Source organism: Pseudomonas sp. FP198, assembly GCF_030687895.1.
Classification (GTDB): domain Bacteria; phylum Pseudomonadota; class Gammaproteobacteria; order Pseudomonadales; family Pseudomonadaceae; genus Aquipseudomonas.
In genome coordinates, this window is the sequence record NZ_CP117452.1 from 3104430 (window position 1) to 3124817 (window position 20388).

12 protein-coding genes are annotated in these 20388 nt (G+C 63.0%); 2 read left to right on the plus strand and 10 right to left on the minus strand.

Going from position 1 to position 20388, the window contains the following annotated elements:
• The first annotated feature begins 215 nt into the window (after nt 1-215).
• Nucleotides 216-5828: a putative Ig domain-containing protein gene (locus tag PSH78_RS14145; protein WP_305494845.1), complete on the plus strand. Its 5613-nt coding sequence runs from the start codon at nt 216-218 to the stop codon at nt 5826-5828.
• 547 nt (nt 5829-6375) lie between these two features.
• Here PSH78_RS14145 and PSH78_RS14150 read toward each other — a convergent pair.
• The 4 genes from PSH78_RS14150 to PSH78_RS14165 form a co-directional block, all read right to left on the minus strand.
• Nucleotides 6376-7725 (minus strand): TolC family outer membrane protein, encoded by a 1350-nt coding sequence (locus tag PSH78_RS14150; RefSeq protein WP_305494846.1) that lies wholly within the window; start codon nt 7723-7725, stop codon nt 6376-6378.
• A gap of 2 nt (nt 7726-7727) precedes the next feature.
• Complete coding sequence (locus PSH78_RS14155; RefSeq protein ID WP_305494847.1) at nt 7728-9098, minus strand: HlyD family type I secretion periplasmic adaptor subunit; 1371 nt, start codon at nt 9096-9098, stop codon at nt 7728-7730.
• A complete protein-coding gene (locus tag PSH78_RS14160; protein ID WP_305494848.1) occupies nt 9091-10812 on the minus strand; it encodes a type I secretion system permease/ATPase in 1722 nt (573 codons plus the stop codon). Before PSH78_RS14160 ends, PSH78_RS14155 begins: the two co-directional genes overlap by 8 nt.
• A gap of 327 nt (nt 10813-11139) precedes the next feature.
• Nucleotides 11140-12540 carry an amino acid permease gene (locus PSH78_RS14165; RefSeq protein WP_305494849.1) on the minus strand — a complete coding sequence of 467 codons (1401 nt, stop codon included), beginning with the start codon at nt 12538-12540 and terminating at the stop codon, nt 11140-11142.
• A 401-nt stretch (nt 12541-12941) separates the two neighbouring features.
• On the opposite strand from PSH78_RS14165, the gene PSH78_RS14170 reads away from it, so the two are divergent.
• Complete coding sequence (locus PSH78_RS14170; RefSeq protein ID WP_305494850.1) at nt 12942-14045, plus strand: sigma-54-dependent Fis family transcriptional regulator; 1104 nt, start codon at nt 12942-12944, stop codon at nt 14043-14045.
• A 173-nt stretch (nt 14046-14218) separates the two neighbouring features.
• Here the strand turns inward: PSH78_RS14170 and PSH78_RS14175 are convergent, their stop codons facing one another.
• From PSH78_RS14175 to PSH78_RS14200, 6 genes are all read right to left on the minus strand, one after another.
• Entirely contained in the window at nt 14219-14974 is a 756-nt protein-coding gene (locus tag PSH78_RS14175; RefSeq protein WP_305494851.1) for an ABC transporter ATP-binding protein, read from the minus strand.
• Between the two features lie 57 nt (nt 14975-15031).
• Nucleotides 15032-16357, minus strand: a complete 1326-nt coding sequence (locus tag PSH78_RS14180; protein ID WP_305494852.1) for an ABC transporter substrate-binding protein — start codon at nt 16355-16357, stop codon at nt 15032-15034.
• A gap of 48 nt (nt 16358-16405) precedes the next feature.
• Nucleotides 16406-17473 (minus strand): branched-chain amino acid ABC transporter permease, encoded by a 1068-nt coding sequence (locus PSH78_RS14185; RefSeq protein WP_305494853.1) that lies wholly within the window; start codon nt 17471-17473, stop codon nt 16406-16408.
• Between the two features lie 9 nt (nt 17474-17482).
• A complete protein-coding gene (locus tag PSH78_RS14190; RefSeq protein WP_305494854.1) occupies nt 17483-18364 on the minus strand; it encodes a branched-chain amino acid ABC transporter permease in 882 nt (293 codons plus the stop codon).
• Between the two features lie 66 nt (nt 18365-18430).
• Nucleotides 18431-19213, minus strand: coding sequence for an ABC transporter ATP-binding protein (locus PSH78_RS14195; protein ID WP_305494855.1), 783 nt, complete (start codon nt 19211-19213; stop codon nt 18431-18433).
• Nucleotides 19210-20376: an AMP-binding protein gene (locus PSH78_RS14200; protein WP_305494856.1), complete on the minus strand. Its 1167-nt coding sequence runs from the start codon at nt 20374-20376 to the stop codon at nt 19210-19212. Before PSH78_RS14200 ends, PSH78_RS14195 begins: the two co-directional genes overlap by 4 nt.
• Between the last annotated feature and the right edge of the window lie 12 nt (nt 20377-20388).

A 20388-nucleotide genomic window follows, 5' to 3' on the forward strand; every position in this document is an offset into this window, starting at 1 on the left:
TCGCGAGCAGGCTCGCTCCCACAGCAACCATTGTTCCCGCCAAAAAGCGTCAATGAAACGTTACACATGGTCAACCCCCACAACCGTTTATCAGTTTTTTGACACTTCGCCGATATGCGGTCACAACTTTTTCGCTCCGCTGGGTCATAACACGGTGGTCGCCGATGGAATATTGGCAGTCACTTAGGTTTTTAGCCTGATACGGAGATAAGTCCATGATTTTCAACGTACAAGATTTTGGCGCCAAAGGAGATGGCGTCACCGACGACACGGCGGCCATTCAAAGCGCGATCGATGCGGCAGCGGCCGCAGGCGGTGGCCAGGTGTACATGCCCACCGGCACCTACATCGTTTCGGGAGGCGAGGAACCCTCCGATGGCTGCCTGATGCTCAAAAGCAACGTCTACCTGTACGGCGACGGCATGGGCGACACCACGGTCAAGCTGGCCGACGGATCGGACACCAAGATCACCGGCATCATCCGCTCGGCCTATGGCGAGGAAACCCACGACTTCGGCGTCAGCAACCTCACCATCGACGGTAACCGCGACGCCACCACCGGCAAGGTGGATGGCTGGTTCAACGGTTATATTCCCGGCGAGGAAGGCTACGATTCCAACGTCACCCTCGACAGCGTCGAGATCAAGGACTGCTCCGGGTACGGCTTCGACCCGCATGAGCAGACCGTCAACATGGTCATCAAGAACAGCGTGTCCCACGGCAACGGCCTGGATGGCTTCGTCGCCGACTTCCTGAGCGACAGCACCTTCGAAAACAATATTGCCTACGACAACGACCGCCACGGCTTCAACGTCGTCACCAGCACCCACGATTTCACCCTGACCAACAACGTCGCCTACAACAACGGCGGCAACGGCATCGTGGTGCAGCGCGGCAGCGAAGACATCCCCTCTCCCAGCAACATCACCATCACCGGTGGCGAGGTGTACGGCAACGGCGCCGAAGGCGTGCTGGTCAAGCTGTCCAGCGACGTGACCGTCACCGGCGTCGATATCCATGACAACGCCAGCGCCGGGATCCGCATCTACGGCAGCAACCATGTCGAAGTCATCGACAACACGCTCAACAACAACTCGTTGGGCGGCGCGGTGCCAGAAATCATCATCCAGTCCTACGACGATACCCTTGGCGTGTCCGGCAGGTACTTCAACGGCAGCGACAACCTGATCCAGGGCAACGTCATCAGCGGCAGCAACCTGTCCACCTACGGCGTCGCCGAGCGCAACGAAGACGGCACCGATCGCAACGCGATCATCGCCAACACCATCAGCCACACCAGCAAGGGCGCCACGCTGGTCTATGGCGATGGCAGCTATGTCAGTGCCACCGTGCCGATGACCACCGTGCAAGGCACGGCGGGCAACGACATCCTCACGGGCACCGCCGCCAGCGAAATTTTCTACGGCGCGGCCGGCAACGACACCATCAATGGCGCGGCCGGGAGCGATATCCTGGTGGGCGGCGCGGGCGTCGACAAACTCACCGGCGGCACGGGCGCCGATACGTTCCGCTTCACCAGCCAGTCCGACAGCTATCGCAATGCAACGGCAAGCTTCGACGACACCATCACCGATTTCGACGTGACCCAGGACAAGATCGATCTTGCCGGCCTCGGCTTCACCGGCCTTGGCAATGGCCGTGGCGGCACCCTGCAAGTCAGCTACAACGCCAGCAGCGACCGCACCTATATCAAGGACTACGACGCCGATGCCAGCGGCAATCGCTTCGAACTGATTCTCTCGGGCAACCTGGCGAGCACCCTGACGGCGAGCAATTTCATCTTCAATCGGGTCATCACCGGCACCACCGGCAGCGACTCTTTGTTGGGCAGCGACGCCGCCGATACCTTGCTCGGCCTGGCCGGTAACGACAGCCTCAGCGGTGGCGCGGGCGACGACAAGCTCGACGGTGGCGCCGGCATGGACACCCTCACGGGCGGCACCGGGGCGGACACCTTCGTGTTCGCCAACCGACTGGACAGCTACCGCAACTACAACACCGGCGGCGCCAACCTGGGCGATCTGATCACCGACTTCAACATCGCCGCCGACAAGATCGATCTTTCCGCCATGGGCTTCACCGGCCTGGGCGACGGCAAGAACAATACCGTCTACCTGGTGCTCAACAGCGCCGGCACCAAGACCTACATCAAATCCCTGGAGGCCGATGCCAACGGCAACCGCTTCGAAGTGGCACTGGACGGCAATTACCTCAACACCCTGACCAGCGCCAACTTCCTCTTCGCGACAACATCGCCGACCAACCAGGCCCCGGTGCTGGCCACGCCATTGCTGGACCAGAACGCCAGTGAAAAGACCCCCTTCAGCTACGTGGTGCCGGCCACCAGCTTCACCGATCCGGATAATGACAGCCTCAGCTACACCGCCAAACTGGCCGATGGCAGCGCCCTGCCCAGCTGGCTGACGTTCGACGCCGCCACGCGCACCTTCAGCGGCACGCCACCCGACACGGCATCGGGCACCTACTCGATCCAGGTCACCGCGACCGATGGCAGCAACGCCACCGTCAGCGACAGCTTCACCCTGGCGGTGCAGGACGTGCCCGGCTCGGTGGTGATCAACGGCACGCCGAACAACGACACGCTGACCGGCACCGTCGCCAACGAACAGATTTTCGGTGGCGCCGGCAACGACACCCTCAACGGCGCAGCGGGCAACGACATTCTGGTGGGCGGCACGGGGGCGGACAAACTCACCGGCGGCACGGGCGCCGATGTATTCCGCTACACCTCCAAGCTCGACAGCTACCGCACCGGTTCCACCAGTGCCAGTGACCAGATCCTCGATTTCGACGTGGCCGCCGACAAGATCGATGTCGCGGCGCTGGGCTACACCGGCCTGGGCAACGGGCTCAACGGCACGCTGCAAGTCAGTTACAGCTCGTCAACCAACCGCACGTACCTGAAGGACCTCACGGTCGATGCCAATGGCAACCGCTTTGAAATCTCCATGGCGGGCAATTTTGTCAGCAGCCTGACGGCCAATCACTTTGTCTTTGCCGACCAGAACACCCCGACCAACGTGGCGCCGGTGGTGGTCACTCCGCTGCTCGACCAGAATGCCAGCGAAAGCACGCCGTTCAGCTACACCGTGGCCAACAACAGCTTCAGCGACGCCAACCAGGACGTGCTCACCTACACCGCGACCCTGGCCAATGGCAGCGCCCTGCCTTCGTGGCTGAGCTTCAACGCCAGCACGCTGACCTTCAGCGGCACGCCCACCAGCACTGCGTCCGGCAACTACGACGTGCTGGTCAAGGCCACCGATCCGTCCGGCGCATCGGTCAGCGACAGCTTTGCCCTGGTGGTCGCCGATGCGCCCGCCAACACCATCACCGGCACGGCCAATGCCGAAAGCCTCAACGGTACGGCAGGCGCCGACCTGATCCTCGGCCTGGGTGGCAACGACACCATCAAGGCCGGGACCGGTGCCGACATCATCGACGGTGGCGCCGGAAGGGACTCACTGTATGGCGACGCCGGCGCCGACACGTTCCGCTACAGCAACCTGTCCGACAGCTACCGGGACTACGACACCGGTGGCGTCACGGCCACGGACACGATTTATGACTTCACCGTCGGCGTCGACAAGATCGACGTCTCCGGGCTGGGTTTCCTCGGCCTCGGCGACGGTAGCAACGGCACGCTCTACATGACGTTGAATGCGGCCGGCGACAAGACCTATGTCAAGTCCAGCCAGGCCGACGCCGATGGCAACCGTTTCGAGATCGCCCTGAACGGCAACTATCTCAACACCCTGACCGCCAGTGATTTCGTCTTCGGCGAACGCGCCCAGCAAGACATCCTTTACCTGCCGACGCTCGGCCAGTCCAACGCGCGTCTGCTGCGCATGAGCGAGGATGACGATCAGTCCGGCACTTCGATGCTGGTCAATGACCTGAACAAGTACACCACCTATGACGTGCGCAGCCAGTTCAGCGACGCCGACGGCAACGGCATCGACATCGCGGTGGGTGGCAGCACGGTCAACGGCTTGTCGACCCTCGGCGCCGAGGAGCTGAAGTTGTGCTGGTGGCTGACCGACACCAACCAACCCGGGCCGGCATTGCTGCGCGCCGTGACCTTGTTGCGCGACCAGCTCACCGAACTCAAGGCCATCGACAACGTGACCATGGGTATCATCTGGGGCCAGGGCGAGGAAGCCGCCCAGGAAATCGCCCGCTCCACCGACAAGGCCGCGGCTGCGGCGGCCTACAAGGCGTCGACGCTGAAGGTCTTCGATTACCTGCACGCCCAACTCGGCAATTTCAACGTGTACCTGATGGAAACCGGTCACTACGAGCAAGACGCCGCGCGTGCCCGTGGTTACTCGGAGGAAAAGATTGCTTCCATCGTCGAGGGTGTGGGCTACGTCCGCGCCGTCCAGGAAGCCATCGCCGCCGAGCGCGCCGATGTGAAACTGGCGGTGGACTACAACGACCTGCCCTTGCGTTATGAGGTCGATCCGTTGGTGTATCCCGACGATGTCTGGCACCTGCACGAGGAGTCAGCGGAAATCGTCGGCCAGCGCCTGGCGGACTACATCGCCAATGACCTTGGCTTCCAGGGCAACCCCAACGACAACAACAGCGTGCAGGATATTTTCGACGGCGCGCAGAATGAGGGCGGAAAGATTTCCGGCACCGACCAGGCCGATACCCTGGTGGGCAGCGCCGGCAACGACATACTGGACGGTGACCTGGGTGCCGACTCGTTGACCGGCGGCGATGGTAACGACATCTACGTCGTCGACAACGCGTTCGACAGCGTGGTGGAAACCAACACCTCGACTTCGCAGATCGATACGGTACAGGCCTCGGTCAGTTGGACCCTGGGCGCCAACCTGGAAAACCTAGTGCTGACCGGCGTGTCGGACATCGACGGCACCGGTAACGAGCGGCGCAATTTCATCACCGGTAACACCGCCAACAACGTGCTCGATGGTGCGGTGGGAGCGGACAGCATGAGCGGTGGCGACGGCAACGACACCTACTACGTCGACAACGCCAGCGATACCGTGATCGAGACCAGCAGCAATCAGGTGTCCGGCGGCATCGACGGCGTCCACAGTAGCCTCGCTACCTACACGTTGGGCAACAACGTGGAGAATCTGTACGTCGACAGCGCCGGGGCCGCCAATGGGATCGGCAATGCGCTGAACAACACGCTGTTCGCCGGCGTGGGCGACAACGTCCTGGACGGACGCGATGGCAACGACACCGTCTCCTACGACCGGGCCCTGGCCGGGGTGACCGTGAACCTGTCGACGTCCGCGCAGCAGAACACCGTGGGTTCCGGGCTCGACACGTTGAAGTTCATCGAGAACCTGACGGGCAGTGCCTACGCGGATACGCTGTCGGGCAACAGTGCCGGGAACATCCTCAACGGCGGTGCCGGCAATGACACGCTGGTGGGCGGCTCGGGCGATGACCGGCTGATCGGCGGCGCCGGCACCGACAACCTCACCGGCGGCACTGGCGCGGATACCTACGCGTTTACTGCGCTGTCGGACATGGGCGTCGGCGCCGCGCGCGATGTGATCAATGGCTTCAAGACGGCTGAGCTGGATAAACTGGACTTCAGCGGCCTGGACGCCAACCCGCTGACCGCCGGCATCGATGCCTTTACCTTCATCGGCAGCAACGCCTTCGACGCCAGCAACGCCACCGGCCAGCTGCGTTTTGTCGATGGCATCCTCTACGGCAGCGTCAATGCCGACGCCACCGCCGAGTTCGAGTTCGAACTGGTGGGCGTCAAGGAGCTGCACGCCAGCGACTTCACCGCCTGAGTGAGCGAGGGGGCTGCTGCGCAGCCCAGCGGGAGCAAGCTCCCTCGCCACAACAGCATGAAGCAAATCCTTGTGGGCAGGAGGCATTAGGGCTCAGGGCAGTGTCCCCTGTGGGAGCGAGCCTGCTCGCGAAAGCGCTGTGTCAGGCTGAACGGCATTGAAAGTACTGCCGTCATCGCGAGCAGGCTCGCTCCCACAGGATCTGGCTTCAGGGCTTTCCGTCTTGGACCTGACACCGGCATTGCCTGTCGTGGCGAGGGAGCATTGATGAAGCAATTCCATGTGGGAGCGAGCTTGCTCGCGATGAGGGCGACACATTCAACACATCTGTGGATTGACACACTGCTATCGCGAGCAAGCTCGCTCCCACACGGTGCATGCCAATACATCCGTGGCGAGGGAGCTTGCTCCCGCTGGGGTGCGCAGCAGCCCAAAAAGGTTGATGGGGTCCAGCCTGACACAGCGCGGTGATTGGCTATAGGGGCGCTGCGCAGCCCAGCGGGAGCAAGCTCCCTCGCCACAGAAGCGATGCACCATTGCCGGTTTCTCAGAACAGGCTTTGCACCTGTTCCAGCACCGCGCGGTTCATCTGGCCGGTGTGGGTGTGCAGGCTTACATAGCTTTCGAGCATGTCCAGCTTGGTGTCGAGCAGGTCCCGGCGTGCCTGGAACAGGCGTTGCTGAGCATCGAGGATGTCTACCGTCGAACGCACACCGCCCTGGAAACCCTTCTCGGTCGACGTCAGCGCCCGCTGGTTGGATTCCACCGCCCGTAGCATCGCCTTGCTCTTGGCGAATCCCGCCACCACGCCCAGGTAGTCGGTTTCGATAGCCTCGGCCAGTTCCTGTCGCTGCACATCGTAATCGGACTGGGCCCCGGCCAGCTGGGCCTCGGCCTTGGCCACCGATGCACGCACCGCGCCGCCGCGATACAACGGGATATCCAGTTGCACCCCGACGTAGTAGGTGTCCTGGCGCGGGTCGAGCTCCTGGTACTGGCGGGTTTCCCGACGGGTCAACTGAGTGGTGAGCGACAACGTCGGATAATGCCCGGCCCGCTGGCTGTCGGCCTGGGCCTCGGCGACTTTGACCGCCGCCAACCGCGCCGCCAGCTCCGGACTGGCCTCACGGGCAATCGTCGTCCAATACGGCAGGTCCTGCTCCGGCGGGATCGGGCTGCCAGCGGGGAGTTCTTCGCGCATCGCCTGGATGTCGTCGATCGGCACGCTGGCCCGCCCCGACAGTGCTCGCAGCGCAGCCACGCGGCGGGCCTGGGCTTCGGTTTCCTGAGCCTCGACCAGATCGAGCCGGGCCTGGGCCTCGTCGATATCGGTGATCGCTCCCTGGCCGCCCTCATAGAGCTTTTTGCTCTGGAGGACCAAGCCACTGATAGCGGTTTTCTGCTGGGCGATCAGCTTGAGTTCGTTCTCGGCCCGGGCCACGTCGAAATAACCCTTGGCGACCCGGTCGAACAGGGTCTGGCCGGCCACATCGAATTGTTGGCTACCCAGCGCCCCCCGCGCCTTGCCTTCCTGATAAGCCGCCCAACGCCCCTTGTCGTAGAGCGCCTGCTGCGCCGCCAAGGTCACACTGTTCGCCTGGTAATCGTTGCTGTTGACGTAACTGCTGTCATCGCCGCCATCGGTACGCCCGCCATAGCCATAACGCGACGACAGCGACACTTGCGGATAAAGACCGCCACGGCCGATCGCCTCCTCCTGCCGCGACGCATCGTAGGCGTGGGTCGCCGCCTGCAAGGTCGGATCGTTGAGACGCGAGGCATCGTAGGCGGCGATCAGGCTCAGCCCGCCCTCCGCCGCCCAGACGGGGCCGATCACCGCCCAACTGGTGCACAGGCTCAACAGCACACGGACGCCATAACGGTAACGGTCGGTCATGCTCATTCCTCTTTGAAGGCCGCCAGCAAGCGTTCGCGCAAAGGTTTCATCAGGTAGTTCATCAAGGTCCGTTCGCCGGTCACCACGGTGACATCGGCAAGCATGCCGGGGCGCACCAGCAACCCGGCGCCCTGCAGCGAAACGACGGTGTCGGCGGGAATCTCGACCTTGGCGGAGAAGTACGGCTGGTGGGTCTGCTGGTCGATCAACTGGTCCGCCGACACGGTGGTGATCGTGCCGGTCACCGTCGGCGTATCCACCCGTTGCAGCGCAGTGAAATGCACGTGCACCGGCAGCCCTGGGCTCAGCTTGTTGGCCATCAGCGGATCAAAACGCGCGGTGATCGCCATCGGCGCATCCAGCGGCACCACCTGCATCAGCGTCTGCCCGGCCTGGGCGACGCCGCCGACCGTATGGATCGACACGTCCATGACCTGCCCCGCCACCGGCGCGCGGATCGCCCCGTTATCCACTTCAAACTGCAAGGCGCGGATCTGATCGGCATAACCGGCGGCCTCGGCCGAAACCTCGCTGAGTTGGGTTTCGGCATCGCGCCGGAATTCCTGCTGCGCCTGCAAGGCCTTGAGCCGGCTTTCGTTGATTGCCTGGCGCGTGCGGCCGACATCGCCAATGCCGGAAGCGATCTGCCCGGCCAGTTGCGCCGCGTTGCGCTCGGCCTCGAAGAGTTTGTTGCGCGGCACGTAGCCTTCCCGGGCCAGCTCGCGCAAACCTTCAAGCTCCTGTTGCTGAAAACGCATCTGCGCGTCGTAGTTGCGCTTGACCCCTTCATAGCCCTGCAACTGTTGCTGCAAGGCGCCGACTTCATGTTCGATGATCTGCAGGCGGCTGCCCAGTTCGGCGCGGCGCGTCAGGAACAGCTGTTTCTGCAGCGCCATGGCCGCCTTGACGCGCGGCTCCTCGGCGCGCTCCAGCAATTGCGCCGGCCACTGGATTTCATCGGCGCCCAGGCGCTCGGCCATCAAGCGCGCCTCGATGCTGCGGTCATTGAGCAGCTTGCCCAGGGTCACGTCCAACTGCGCTTGCGCCTGCACCGTGTTGAGCTGCACCAACAACTGGCCCTGGCTGACGCGGTCGCCGTCGCTGACCAGCAGCTTTTCCACGACCCCGCCCACCAGCGATTGCACAGCCTTGCGCTCGCCCGCCACCACCACGGTGCCGCTGCCAACCACACCCTGGTCGAGCGGCGCCAGGCACGCCCAAAGCAGGAAACCGCCCAAGGTCAGGGCCAGGAAGACCACGCCGTAGCGCGCCGCGCCGCCGGCATCGGTACTGGCGTTGGGTAGCGTGTTGCTGCTGAGCACGCTCAGGCCGTGGTCGCCGTGGGCTGGAGTCGCCGGTTTCAAATCACGCATCTTTACCCGCCTCCCGCACGGCCGTCGGCCTCGGGCCTGGCATCAGCGCCTTGAGCACCCGGTCGCGCGGGCCAAACGCCTGCTGGGTGCCGTCCTTCAGCACCAGGATGTGATCCACCACCGCCAGAACGTTGGGCCGGTGGGTGATCAACACCACGGTGCTGCCGGCGGCCTTGAGCACGCCGATAGCCTGCACCAGCGCGAGTTCGCCGGCTTCGTCGAGGTTGGAATTGGGCTCGTCGAGGACGATCAGCGAAGGGCTGCCATAAAGCGCACGGGCCAGGCCCAGGCGTTGCTTCTGTCCGCCGGACAGGCCAAGCCCGCCGGGACCCAGCGGCGTGTCGTAGCCCTTGGGGAATCGCAGGATCATTTCGTGAATGCCCGCGTGACGACTGGCGGCGATGATCTTGTCGGCGTCCTGCTCGCCGAAACGGGCGATATTGTCGGCGACACTGCCATCGAACAGTTCGATGTCCTGGGGCAGATAACCGAGGTACGGGCCCAAGGCGTCATGGGACCACTGGCTGATCTCGGCATCGTCAAGCCGTACCGAGCCCCCCATGGCCGGCCACACGCCAACCAATGCCCGAGCCAAGGTCGATTTGCCGCTGGCGCTGGGCCCGACCACCGCCAGTACCTGGCCCTTGTCGAGGCTGAAATTGATGCCGCGCAGGAGCGGCTGCGACGCACCGGGTGGCCCCACATAGAGCTGTTCCAGGCGCACCGCGCCGGTGGGCGGTGGCAACGGCATGCGCAGGCGATCGCGAGGATGTTGCGCAAGCAGCTGGCTCAGGCGCTGGTAACTCTGGCGACCGGCGTTGAATTGCTTCCACGAACCGATGGCGATTTCCACCGGGGCCAGGGCACGCCCCAGCAGCAGCGACATGGCGATCATCATGCCCGCCGACAATTGCCCTTCGAGCACCAGCAGCGCGCCAAGACCCAAGGCCAGGGACTGGCCGGAAATCCGCACGAAACGGGTCGCCGAAGTGATACGCGCACCGCGATCACTGGCATGCGCCTGCGCCGCGATGATCCGTTGCTGCAGCAGGCTCCAACGCTGGCGCAGCGGCCCGAGCATGCCCAGGGCCTGGATGACCTCGGCATTCTGCAGGGTGCTGTTGACGTAGATCGACGATTGCACGCCCAGCCGATTGGCCACCCCCAGGCGCGTGCGGGTCGCCAGCTCGCCCCACAGTGCCAGGCCGACCAGCAACGCTGCGAGGACCAGGGTCAGCACGCCGAACCAGGGGTGGATGATGAACGCCACCAGCAGGAAAATCGGCAACCACGGTGCATCGAGCAAGGCGATCAGGCCCTGCCCGGTAATCAGTTGGCGCAAGGTGGCCAGGTCACTCAGCACCTGCGCCGGGTTGGCGTTGTGCTCGCGCAGGCTGCGGGCGAACGCCGCATCGAAAATCCGCTCGCCCAAGGCATCGTCCAGCCCGGCGCTCATGCGGATCATCACTTCGCCACGCACCCACTCGATCAACGCACTGAACATGAACAGCCCGAGGGCGATCAAGGTCAGCATGAACAGCGTGGTTTCGTTGCGACTGGTAAGGACCCGATCGTAGACCTGCATCATGTACAGCGATGGCACCAGCACCAGCAGATTGATCACGCCGCTGAACAGGGCCAGGGACCAGAATACCCGGCGATAACTCAACAAAGCGGCGTCGATGTCATGCCGAGGATCAAGAAAAAAACCCATAGAGAATCAATCCGCAAAAGGAATAAACGGTCCCGGCGCAATCCATTGCGAGCTCTTTGCCTTAAGGCGTCAGAAAAAAAGCGCCATGTAGCTGACATTGTCGCCATCGGTGGCGAACGTCGGCGCTACGGGCGCCAAGTACTGACAGCGTAAGCAAGGGTAAGTTGCCGGAGGGAGCGAGGGATTTTGGAGGAGTTGAAGACAGGGATCTCGGGATCGGTTCTCTTGTGGGAGCGAGCTTGCTCGCGATTGCTTAGGCCAGACAAATCAATGTTGGCTGACCTCCAGCAATCGCGAGCAAGCTCGCTCCCACAGGTTTATTGATTGCTAACCGAGGGAAACCGCCTCTTCAGGCTGCGGCGCTTGCCGCGAAGTCACCAGGCCGACAAAGGAAATGACCAAGGCCAGGCCAAGGGTGGTGCTCACTTCGCTGCGGTGCTCAGGAGTACCCATCATCACCGCCAGGGCCGCGCAGATAAACACGATCACCGCCCAGGTGAGCCAGGGAAACAGCCACATGCGAAAGCCCAGCTCGACGCCTTGGCGAAGCAGCTTGCGACGCATGCGCAACTGGGACACGGCGATCGCCAGGTACACCAGCAAGGCGATGGCGCCGGAGCTGGCGAGCAGGAACTGGAACAACCCGGCCGGCATGAAGTAGCTGAACAAGGTGATACCCAAGCCCAGTACCGTACTGGCTATTACCGCCACCCGGGGTACGCCAGCGGACGAAGTCACTTCCACCGCCCTCGGCGCATCCCCACGCCGGCCGAGGGAATAGAGCATGCGTGAAGCAATGTAGATCGAGGAGTTCATGCAACTGGCCACGGCAATCAATACCACCACGTCCACCATGAACTTGGCGTGGGGAATGTTCATCAACTCCAGTGCTCGCTGGTAGGAGCCCACCGAGGCCAGGAGCGGATCGTTCCAGGGCACCACGGAAATCACCACGAAGATCGACAGCAGGTAAAACACGCCGATGCGCCAGATCACCGAGCGCGTGGCCTTGGCGATGTTCTGTGCCGGGTTGCTGGATTCGGCGGCGGCAATCGTCACCGCCTCCGTACCAATGAAACTGAACATGATGGTGATGAACGCGCCGACCACGGCGGACAAGCCATTGGGCGCGAACCCGCCATGCTCTTCCATCAACTGACTCAAGCCGCTGGCTTCGCGCTCGGGAATCCAGCCCATCAGCACGGCGAATCCCAGGGAGATGAAGCCGATGATCGCGATCACCTTGGCCATGGCGAACCAGAATTCGAACTCGCCGTATTTGGACACGCTGAACAGATTGGTCACGGCCAGGGCGATGATCGAGACCGAGGCAAACAGCCAGGCATCAACGGAGGGAAACCACTGGTTGAGTACATGACCGGCGGCGAGCGCCTCGATGGGAATCACCAGCACCCAGAACCACCAGTACAACCAACCGATGGTGAAGCCTGCCCAGCGCCCGATCGCCTGGTCGGCGTAGGTGGAGAACGAGCCGGTGTCTGGCCGGGCTACCGCCATCTCGCCAAGCATGCGCATGACGAGCACCACCAGCAGACCGGAAAAAAGATAAGCCAACATGACGGCCGGACCGGCAGCCGCGATCGCATGGCCCGAGCCGACAAACAGGCCGGCGCCGATGATCCCGGCGATTGAAAGCATGGTGACGTGACGAGGCTTGAAGCCCTGCGCCAAGTGGCCGTTCGAATCCTTGAAGCTCGGGCTGGTCATGGTTTTTTATTCTCTTATCGACATTGAGGCGTGTCGAGGGAACGTCGGTGCTGCTGGTTTCGCTCCTCCTCAAAGCGGCACACCCTGGATGTCTGATCCGTCCCTCGCGAATTGGGCTCTGCAGTAACGTTGAGCCACGTTACCCGCCTACACTCCCGAGTTAGTTACCTGTGAGCGCCGCCTTTTTGCCTGATCTCGCCAAACCCGCTGCTGCGTAGAAGCTCTGCGGCTGACGACGAAGGCGGCTCATCGCCTTAAGCATATAACTCTATGTTATTTGTTTTATTTTTTTTAGATCATTTAGATTAAGCCTTAAGCCCAATGGCTTCGCACGGTGATACCACCAAGGAGCGTTGGTCCTCACCCAATCATCAGCGCACTCTCATAAACGGGCCACCGTCATGCAGCTTCTTACGCTTCCTCCCTCCCCCGGCCTGGCTACCTCGATCCGCGCCACGGCCCAAGTGTTCGCCGATCCCAGCTCCCAAGCACTGCTGACGCACTTGCAGCAAGTCGCGCCCAGTGACGCCAGCGTGTTGATCATTGGCCAGACCGGCACCGGCAAGGAGCTGGTCGCCCGCCACGTCCACAACCTCAGTGCTCGACGCGACAAGCCGTTCGTGGCGGTGAACTGCGGGGCGTTTTCCGAGACGCTGGTGGAGGCCGAATTATTCGGCCATGAAAAAGGCGCGTTCACCGGCGCCTTGACCGCCAAGGCCGGGTGGTTCGAAGAAGCTGACGGCGGCACGCTGTTCCTCGATGAAATCGGTGACCTGCCATTGCCGATCCAGGTCAAGCTGCTGCGCGTTCTACAGGAGCGCGAAGTGGTCCGCCTCGGCTCGCGCAAGCCGATCAGGATCAATGTGCGGGTATTGGCGGCCACCAATGTGCAGCTGGAAAAAGCCATCAACGCCGGGCACTTTCGCGAAGACCTGTATTACCGGCTGAATGTGGTCAGCCTGGTGCTCAAGCCCTTGCGTGAGCGTCCCGGCGACATCCTGCCGCTGATTCGCCATTTCATCGCCGAGTACAGCCGCAGGCTCGGTCATGGCGAGGTGACGCTGGACGCCCAGGCCCAGCGCAAACTGCTCGACTACTCGTGGCCGGGGAATATTCGCGAGCTGGAAAACGTCATCCATCACACCTTGCTGATCTGCCGCAACAAGGTGATCGGCGTGCAGGATCTGCACCTGTCGAACTTTCGCATCGAGCGCCAGGACGCGCCCCAGGACAACACGCCGCAAACCACCGAGGCACTGCTGGAAAAAGCCTTCGAGCAACTGCTTGAGCAAGCGCATGGCGATGTCTATGAAAAAGTCGAAGCTGCCCTGCTGCGCACCGCCTACCGCTACGCCAGTTGCAACCAGGTGCACACCGCAAGCCTGCTGGGCCTGAGCCGCAACGTCACCCGCAGCCTGCTGATCCGGATCGGCGAGCTGGTGGTCAACAAACGGCGCCCGGCGCTGAGTACGCGGGATGGTCGGGTGGTCAATCTTTCAACCTGAACTCTCCTACCACCCGTGGTGAGGGAGCTTGCTCCCGCTGGGCTGCGAAGCAGCCCCGAACCTGTCGCTGCGGTGTATCAGGAACTCCCGACCCAGCTGCATTTGGGGCCGCTGCGCGCCCCAGCGGGAGCAAGCTCCCTCGCCACGGGGTTCGCTGTGTGTTCGAGCGTCGATTACCCTGCCCGTGCGCCCAGGTAGAAATCCTCAAGGTCGCCGCGCGCCGCCAGTTGCTCGGCGCTGCCCTCGCTGACCACACGCCCGCTTTCCAGCACATAACCGTAATGGGCGTAACGCAGGGCGAGGTTGATGTTCTGCTCGGCTATCAGAAAACTGCTGCCCTCGAGCTGGTTGAGCTGGTGGATGATCTCGAAGATTTCCTCGACGATCTGCGGCGCCAGGCCCATCGATGGTTCGTCCAGCAGCACCAATCGCGGCCGGGCCATGAGCGCGCGCCCGATCGCGATCATCTGTTGTTCGCCACCCGAGGTGTAGCCGGCCAGCGTCTTGCGGCGCAACTTCAAGCGAGGGAAGTGGCCGTACACCGACTCCAGGTCAGCCAGCAGCTGGCGGCGCGGAACCTGACGGGCCAGGGCACCGGTCAGCAGGTTTTCCTCCACGCTCAACTGAGCGAAACAATGCCGGCCCTCCAGCACCTGCACCAAGCCATCGCGCGCCAGCAAATGTGGCGCGCTGCGCGTCACGTCCTGCCCTTGGTAGACAATGCGTCCCCGGACCACTTCGCCTCGCTCGGCGCGCACCAGGTTCGACGCGGCCTTCAGCGTGGTGCTCTTGCCCGCGCCGTTGGCCCCCAGCAGCACCACAATCTGTCCTTTCGCCACGCTCAGCGACACGTCGCGAACCGCCAGGATGGTGTGGTCATACAGCACCTCGATGCCGTCAATCTGCAGGATGGGCACATCTGTCGTCATGCTGTCTCGCCTTCTCGCAAAAGCGACCGGACGCGGGCGCCAGGTCGCGGCCATGGTTCAAGATTCCTTGCTGCAATCGCGCGGCGTGATGCCTTTTTCCTTGGCGTATTGCTGCGAAGACGCTTCGATGATCGGCCGCAGCAACGCGCGGTCGGCCTGCACCCAGTCACTGATCAGCTTCCACTGCGTGCCGTCCCACTGCTGAAAGCGCACCGCGCCGCCGCCTTCGTGGTCCGAGCAGGACAATTGCAACGGCTGCACCAACCCCAGCGCCCCCAGCTCCTTGAGACGTGCATCATCAAGCTTGAGATTCTCGAAGCCCCAGCGCACCTGCTCGCCGGTCAACGGTTGCTGGCCGAACTTCTGCTGGGCAATGCGCAGCGCCTCGACGTTGAGGATGCCGTTGACCACGCCGAGGTTGTAATACACCGTGCCGAAACGCTTGGGGTCCGCCAAGTCGCCATGGCCGGCGTCGACCACGTCCTTCTTGATGCCTTGCAGCACCGGGAAACCGGTGCCCGACGGGTGCGTGGTGATCGCGATGAAACCCTTGGCCGCCGCACCGGCCGGCGCGGCGTCATCCTCGGAATTGCTCCAGATGTTGCCGATGATGTGATCGGCCGGGAACCCGACTTTCTGCGCGGTTTTCAGCGCCACCGGGTTCATCACGCCCCAGCCGCGCAGGATCACCCAATCGGGCTTTTCCCGACGGATATTCAACCACTGCGACTGTTGCTCGTTGCCCGGATGCGGCACTTCGAGCAAGGTCAGCGCAAAACCGTATTTATCCGCCAGGGTCTGCAACACCTCGTTGGTTTCCTTGCCGTACGGCGAGCCGTGATACAGGGTGACGATCTTCAGGCCCTTGAGCTTGTCCAGGCCACCGGCGCGCTGGCCGATGTAGTTGATGATCGCCGACACCTCGGAGTACGGGTTCAATTGCAGCGGGAAGACATAGGGAAAGACGCTGCCATCGGTGGAGTCGGTGCGGCCGTGGTTGATCGTGATAAGCGGCAGCTTGTCGGCCGTGGAGCGTTCCAGCGTGGCGTAGGCGATGCCCACTGACAGCGGGTTGGTCGCAGCTGCCGGCGCGCCATTCAAACCTTTCTTCAGGCGCTCGTAGCACTCGACGCCCTTCTCTACCACGTACTCGGTTTCGCATTCGCTCCAGGTCAGCTTCACGCCGTTCACGCCGCCGTTGGCGTTGACGTACTTGAGGTAGTCGATGAAGCCGCCAAAAAACCCCGTACCGCCGGCCGCATAGGGACCGACGCGATAGCTTTGCAGCGGGAAATATTGCTCGTTGTCCGCCTGCACGGTGAACGCGGCGGCGGTGAGGCTCAGGGCCAGTGCGAGGGTGCTGGCGAATGATCGTTTGAACATCGGATTTTCCTTGTTATGGAGCCATAAAGAAGTCAACGGTGGCGCTGTTCAGTAGCGCAGCGGCCACAGCCGCGCACGCTGGCGAAGGCGTTGCCAGAGGCGCGCAAGGCCCTCCGGTTCCTTGATCAGGAACAGGATGATCAGCGCGCCGAAAAACATCTTTTGCAGGTTTTCCACCTGGCCAGCATCGATCAGCCCGCCGGGCAGCAGCGACACCAGGTTGGAAAGCAGCACCGGAAACAGCACGATGAAGGCCGCCCCGAGGAAGTTGCCCAGCAGGCTGCCAAGCCCGCCGATAATGATGATGAACAGGATCTGGAATGAGCGATTGAGATCGAAGCCATGGGGTTCGACGGTGCCCAGATAGGCGAAGGCCCAGAGCGCGCCGGCCACGCCGAGGTAAAAGCCGCTGATGGCAAAGGCCAGCAACTTGGTTTTCGCCAGGGGAATGCCGATCACCGCCGCGGCCGTGTCCATGTCGCGCACGGCCATCCATTGGCGCCCCAATTCGCTGCGTACCAGGTTCTTGGCCAGCCAGAACAGCCCCACCACCACCGTCAGGGTCAGCAGATAGCGGCCGGCCGGCGCGTCCAGGTTCACACCAAAAATGTCCAGGCGCGGCGCGCTGATCACCCCCGACGCACTGTCGTTGGAAAACCAGCCGAAGCGGGTCAGCGCCCACGTCACAAAAAACTGCGCCGCCAGCGTCGAGACCAGCAGATAGAAACCCTTGATGCGCAGGCTCGGCAGGCCGAACAGGAGCGACACCAGCGCCGCCGTCAGCCCGCCCAAGGCAATACTGAACAACAACGGCAAACCGCCGACACGCACTTCAAGGTTGTACGTGGCGAACGCCCCCGCGGCCATGAACGCCGCCGATCCCAGGGACAACTGCCCGGCGTAGCCGGTGAGCAGATTGAGTCCCAACCCGACCAGGGACAGCACCAGAAACGGAATCAATATCGCGCTGAGCCAGTAGTCATTGCCCAGCCACGGCACCACGACGAATGCAACCAACAGCAGCGCCGCCAGCCCGTGGCGATCCTGGCGCAAGGCAAAGACCCGGCGGTCCTCGGCGTAACGTGTGTTGAACTGACCTGCTTCGCGATAAAACATGCTGCTCTCCTAGACCCGTTCGATGGCGCGTTCGCCAAACAGCCCTGCCGGACGCACCAGCAGGAACAGCAGCGCCAGCCCGTAGGGAAACCAGTTTTCGATACCGCTGCCGATGAAGGGCCCGAGGTACACCTCCGCCAGTTTTTCCGACGCACCGATGATCAGCCCGCCGACAATCGCCCCGCTGATCGAGGTGAACCCGCCAATGATCAACACCGGCAAGGCCTTGAGCACCACCAGCGACAACGAGAACTGCACCCCCAGGCGAGCGCCCCAGAGCAGGCCGGCGACCAGCCCGACGAATCCCGCCACCGTCCACACCACGATCCAGACCCGTTGCAAACGAATACCCACGGCCAGCGCCGCCAGCGGGTCATCGGCCACCGCCCGTAGCGCCAGCCCCAAGCGGGTCTTGTTGAACAGCCAGGACAGCAGCGCCACCAGTGACGCGGCGGTGAGCGCGGCGAAAATGTCGAACTGCGACAGCAGCATTCCACCCAGTTGCAGCGGTTCATCACTGATGCCCAAGTCCAGGCCGTGCACCTGGGCACCCCACAGCGCCTGGGCAAAACCTTCGATGACATAGGAAAGCCCGAGGGTGGCCATGAACAGCGTGATCGGCGATCGATTGACCAACGGGCGCAACACCACACGCTCCACTGCCACGGCGATCAGCAGCATGGCCGCCAGGCTGATGAGGAACGCCAGCCAGAACGGCACGCCGCGCTCCAGCAGGCTGACGAAGGTCAGCGCCGAGAACAGCACCATCGCGCCCTGGGCGAAGTTGAACACTCCGGAGGCCTTGTAGATCAGCACAAAACCGATGGCCACCAAGGCGTACATCACCCCGGCCAACAGCCCGCCAATCAATACTTCAAAGAAAAATTCCATAAGGTTCCTGTTTCGCGGGCGCAGCTTGCCGGCCCTTCCTGAGGGAAAGGCATCGAACTGCAAAAATCAGTGTCGAGTACCGAGGTAAGCCGAAATGACCTCAGGATTTTGCCGTACCACATCCGGGGCGCCGTCGCCGATCTTGCGACCGTAATCGAGCACCACCACGTGGTCGCTGATGTCCATGACCACGCCGATGTCATGCTCGATCAACACCACCGTGGTGCCCAGCTCACGGTTGATGTCGACAATTAATCGGCTCATCAGCTGTTTCTCCTCGGCGTTCATGCCCGCCATGGGCTCGTCGAGCAATAACAACCGCGGCTCCGCCGCCAGGGCGCGGGCCAGCTCCACGCGCTTCTGCAAACCGTAAGGCAAGGTGCCCACCCACGCATCGCGCCATGGCTGCAAATGCAAGAACTCGATGACCCGCTCGGCCGCTTCGCGCTGGCTGTCGTCCTCGCGACCGGCCCGCCCGATCCGCAACGCCTGTTCGATCCAGCTACTGCGACGCTTGAGGTTGCGCCCGGTGAGCACGTTGTCGAGCACGCTCATGCCCTTGAATAGCGCGATGTTCTGGAACGTCCGGGCGACGCCCCGCACCGCCACGTCGTGGGCTCGCATGCCGCGGCGCTCGCGATTGTCGAAACGTATGCGCCCTTGCTGGGGTTGGTAGACCCCGCTGATGATGTTGAGCAACGAGCTCTTGCCGGCGCCGTTGGGGCCGATCAAGGCGCAGATCTCGCCGGCGGCAACGCTGAAGCTGATGTCGGTGATCGCTTTGACGCCTTTGAACGACAGCGAAATATTGTCCAGCTCCAGGAGCTGCGTGGCGGCCGTTCGGGTCATGTGGTCGCCTCCTTCCAGGCGCGCTGTGATTGGCGTTCGTCCGGTTCATTGGCAGTGGACACCAACGAAATCGTCGGCACCTCCCAATGGGCCGCACTCTCCCACTGGCGGACGTTGATACCCAAGGTGTCAAAAAATGCCTGGGTCTCAGGCTTTAGCGCATCGCCCACCAGTAACGGTGCGTGGATTCGTGAAAACCCAAGCACGTCGCGCAGAGGCCGGCGCACCAGCCAATGACCGATGAACCTTCGCAACGGCCCCGGACGTGCCGCCAGGGCCCAATCCACCAGGCTGCGTGCCCCATCGCCCGGTGCCGGCAGGCGCTCCAGCACATAGCCGTGCAGACGCTCGTAGGTTTCCGGGGTGCCGGCCACCAGCGTCGGGCCCAACTCACGTCGGTCGCGGTCACGGGTCGCCAGGTTTTCCGGGAAGTTCAAGCGGAAACCGGCGATCAGCCAGGGCGCGAGCAGATACCGCGCCTGGTCGCCCGAGGCGAAACCGCGCGCCGCCAATGCTTCCTCCTGCCGTCGCAGTCCTTCGCGCTGTACCAGTTGCTGCCCGTGTTGCAACAGCTCGGCGTGGCTGATGCGTTGTTGCTCGATGGCTTGTGGCCCCCGGCGATAGAAAACGAACGCCGTTTGCTGCGCATGTGCCAGCGGGACGCGTTCATCGAACGCCTTCGCCTCGATCAACGTGGCGTAATCCAGCGCCTGATCAAACGCGACCGAGCCTGACAGTCCGCGCTTGTCCAGATAGATCACCACGCGGGGGGCCACCTGCGCCGCGCCTAGACGCGACAATTCTTCGTACCCCTCGGCCAGGACAAAATCCGGCTGCAATTCACCGAGCAGTTCGACCTGCCCCGCGACTCCGTCCAACGGATCGAACAGGCTCGCCGCACCACCCAGCCATTGCGCCGCCAGCGCCGCCACGATCGCCTGTGGTGTCGGGCGACTGATGATCGTCAGGGTCGCGCCCACCGAGAATCCCCGAGCTTGCAGGGCACTCGCCAGGCGCTGCACCTCATCGGCCAGCTGCCGCCAGGTCCGCACCTGCCAGACACCCAGGTGCTTGTGGCGCAGGGCGACGTCCGTACCGTGCCCCAGCGCCTGTCGATGCAGCCAATGGGGCAACGTGTCGCAGGTTTCAGTGAGCGTGCCCATGCTGCCTCCCCG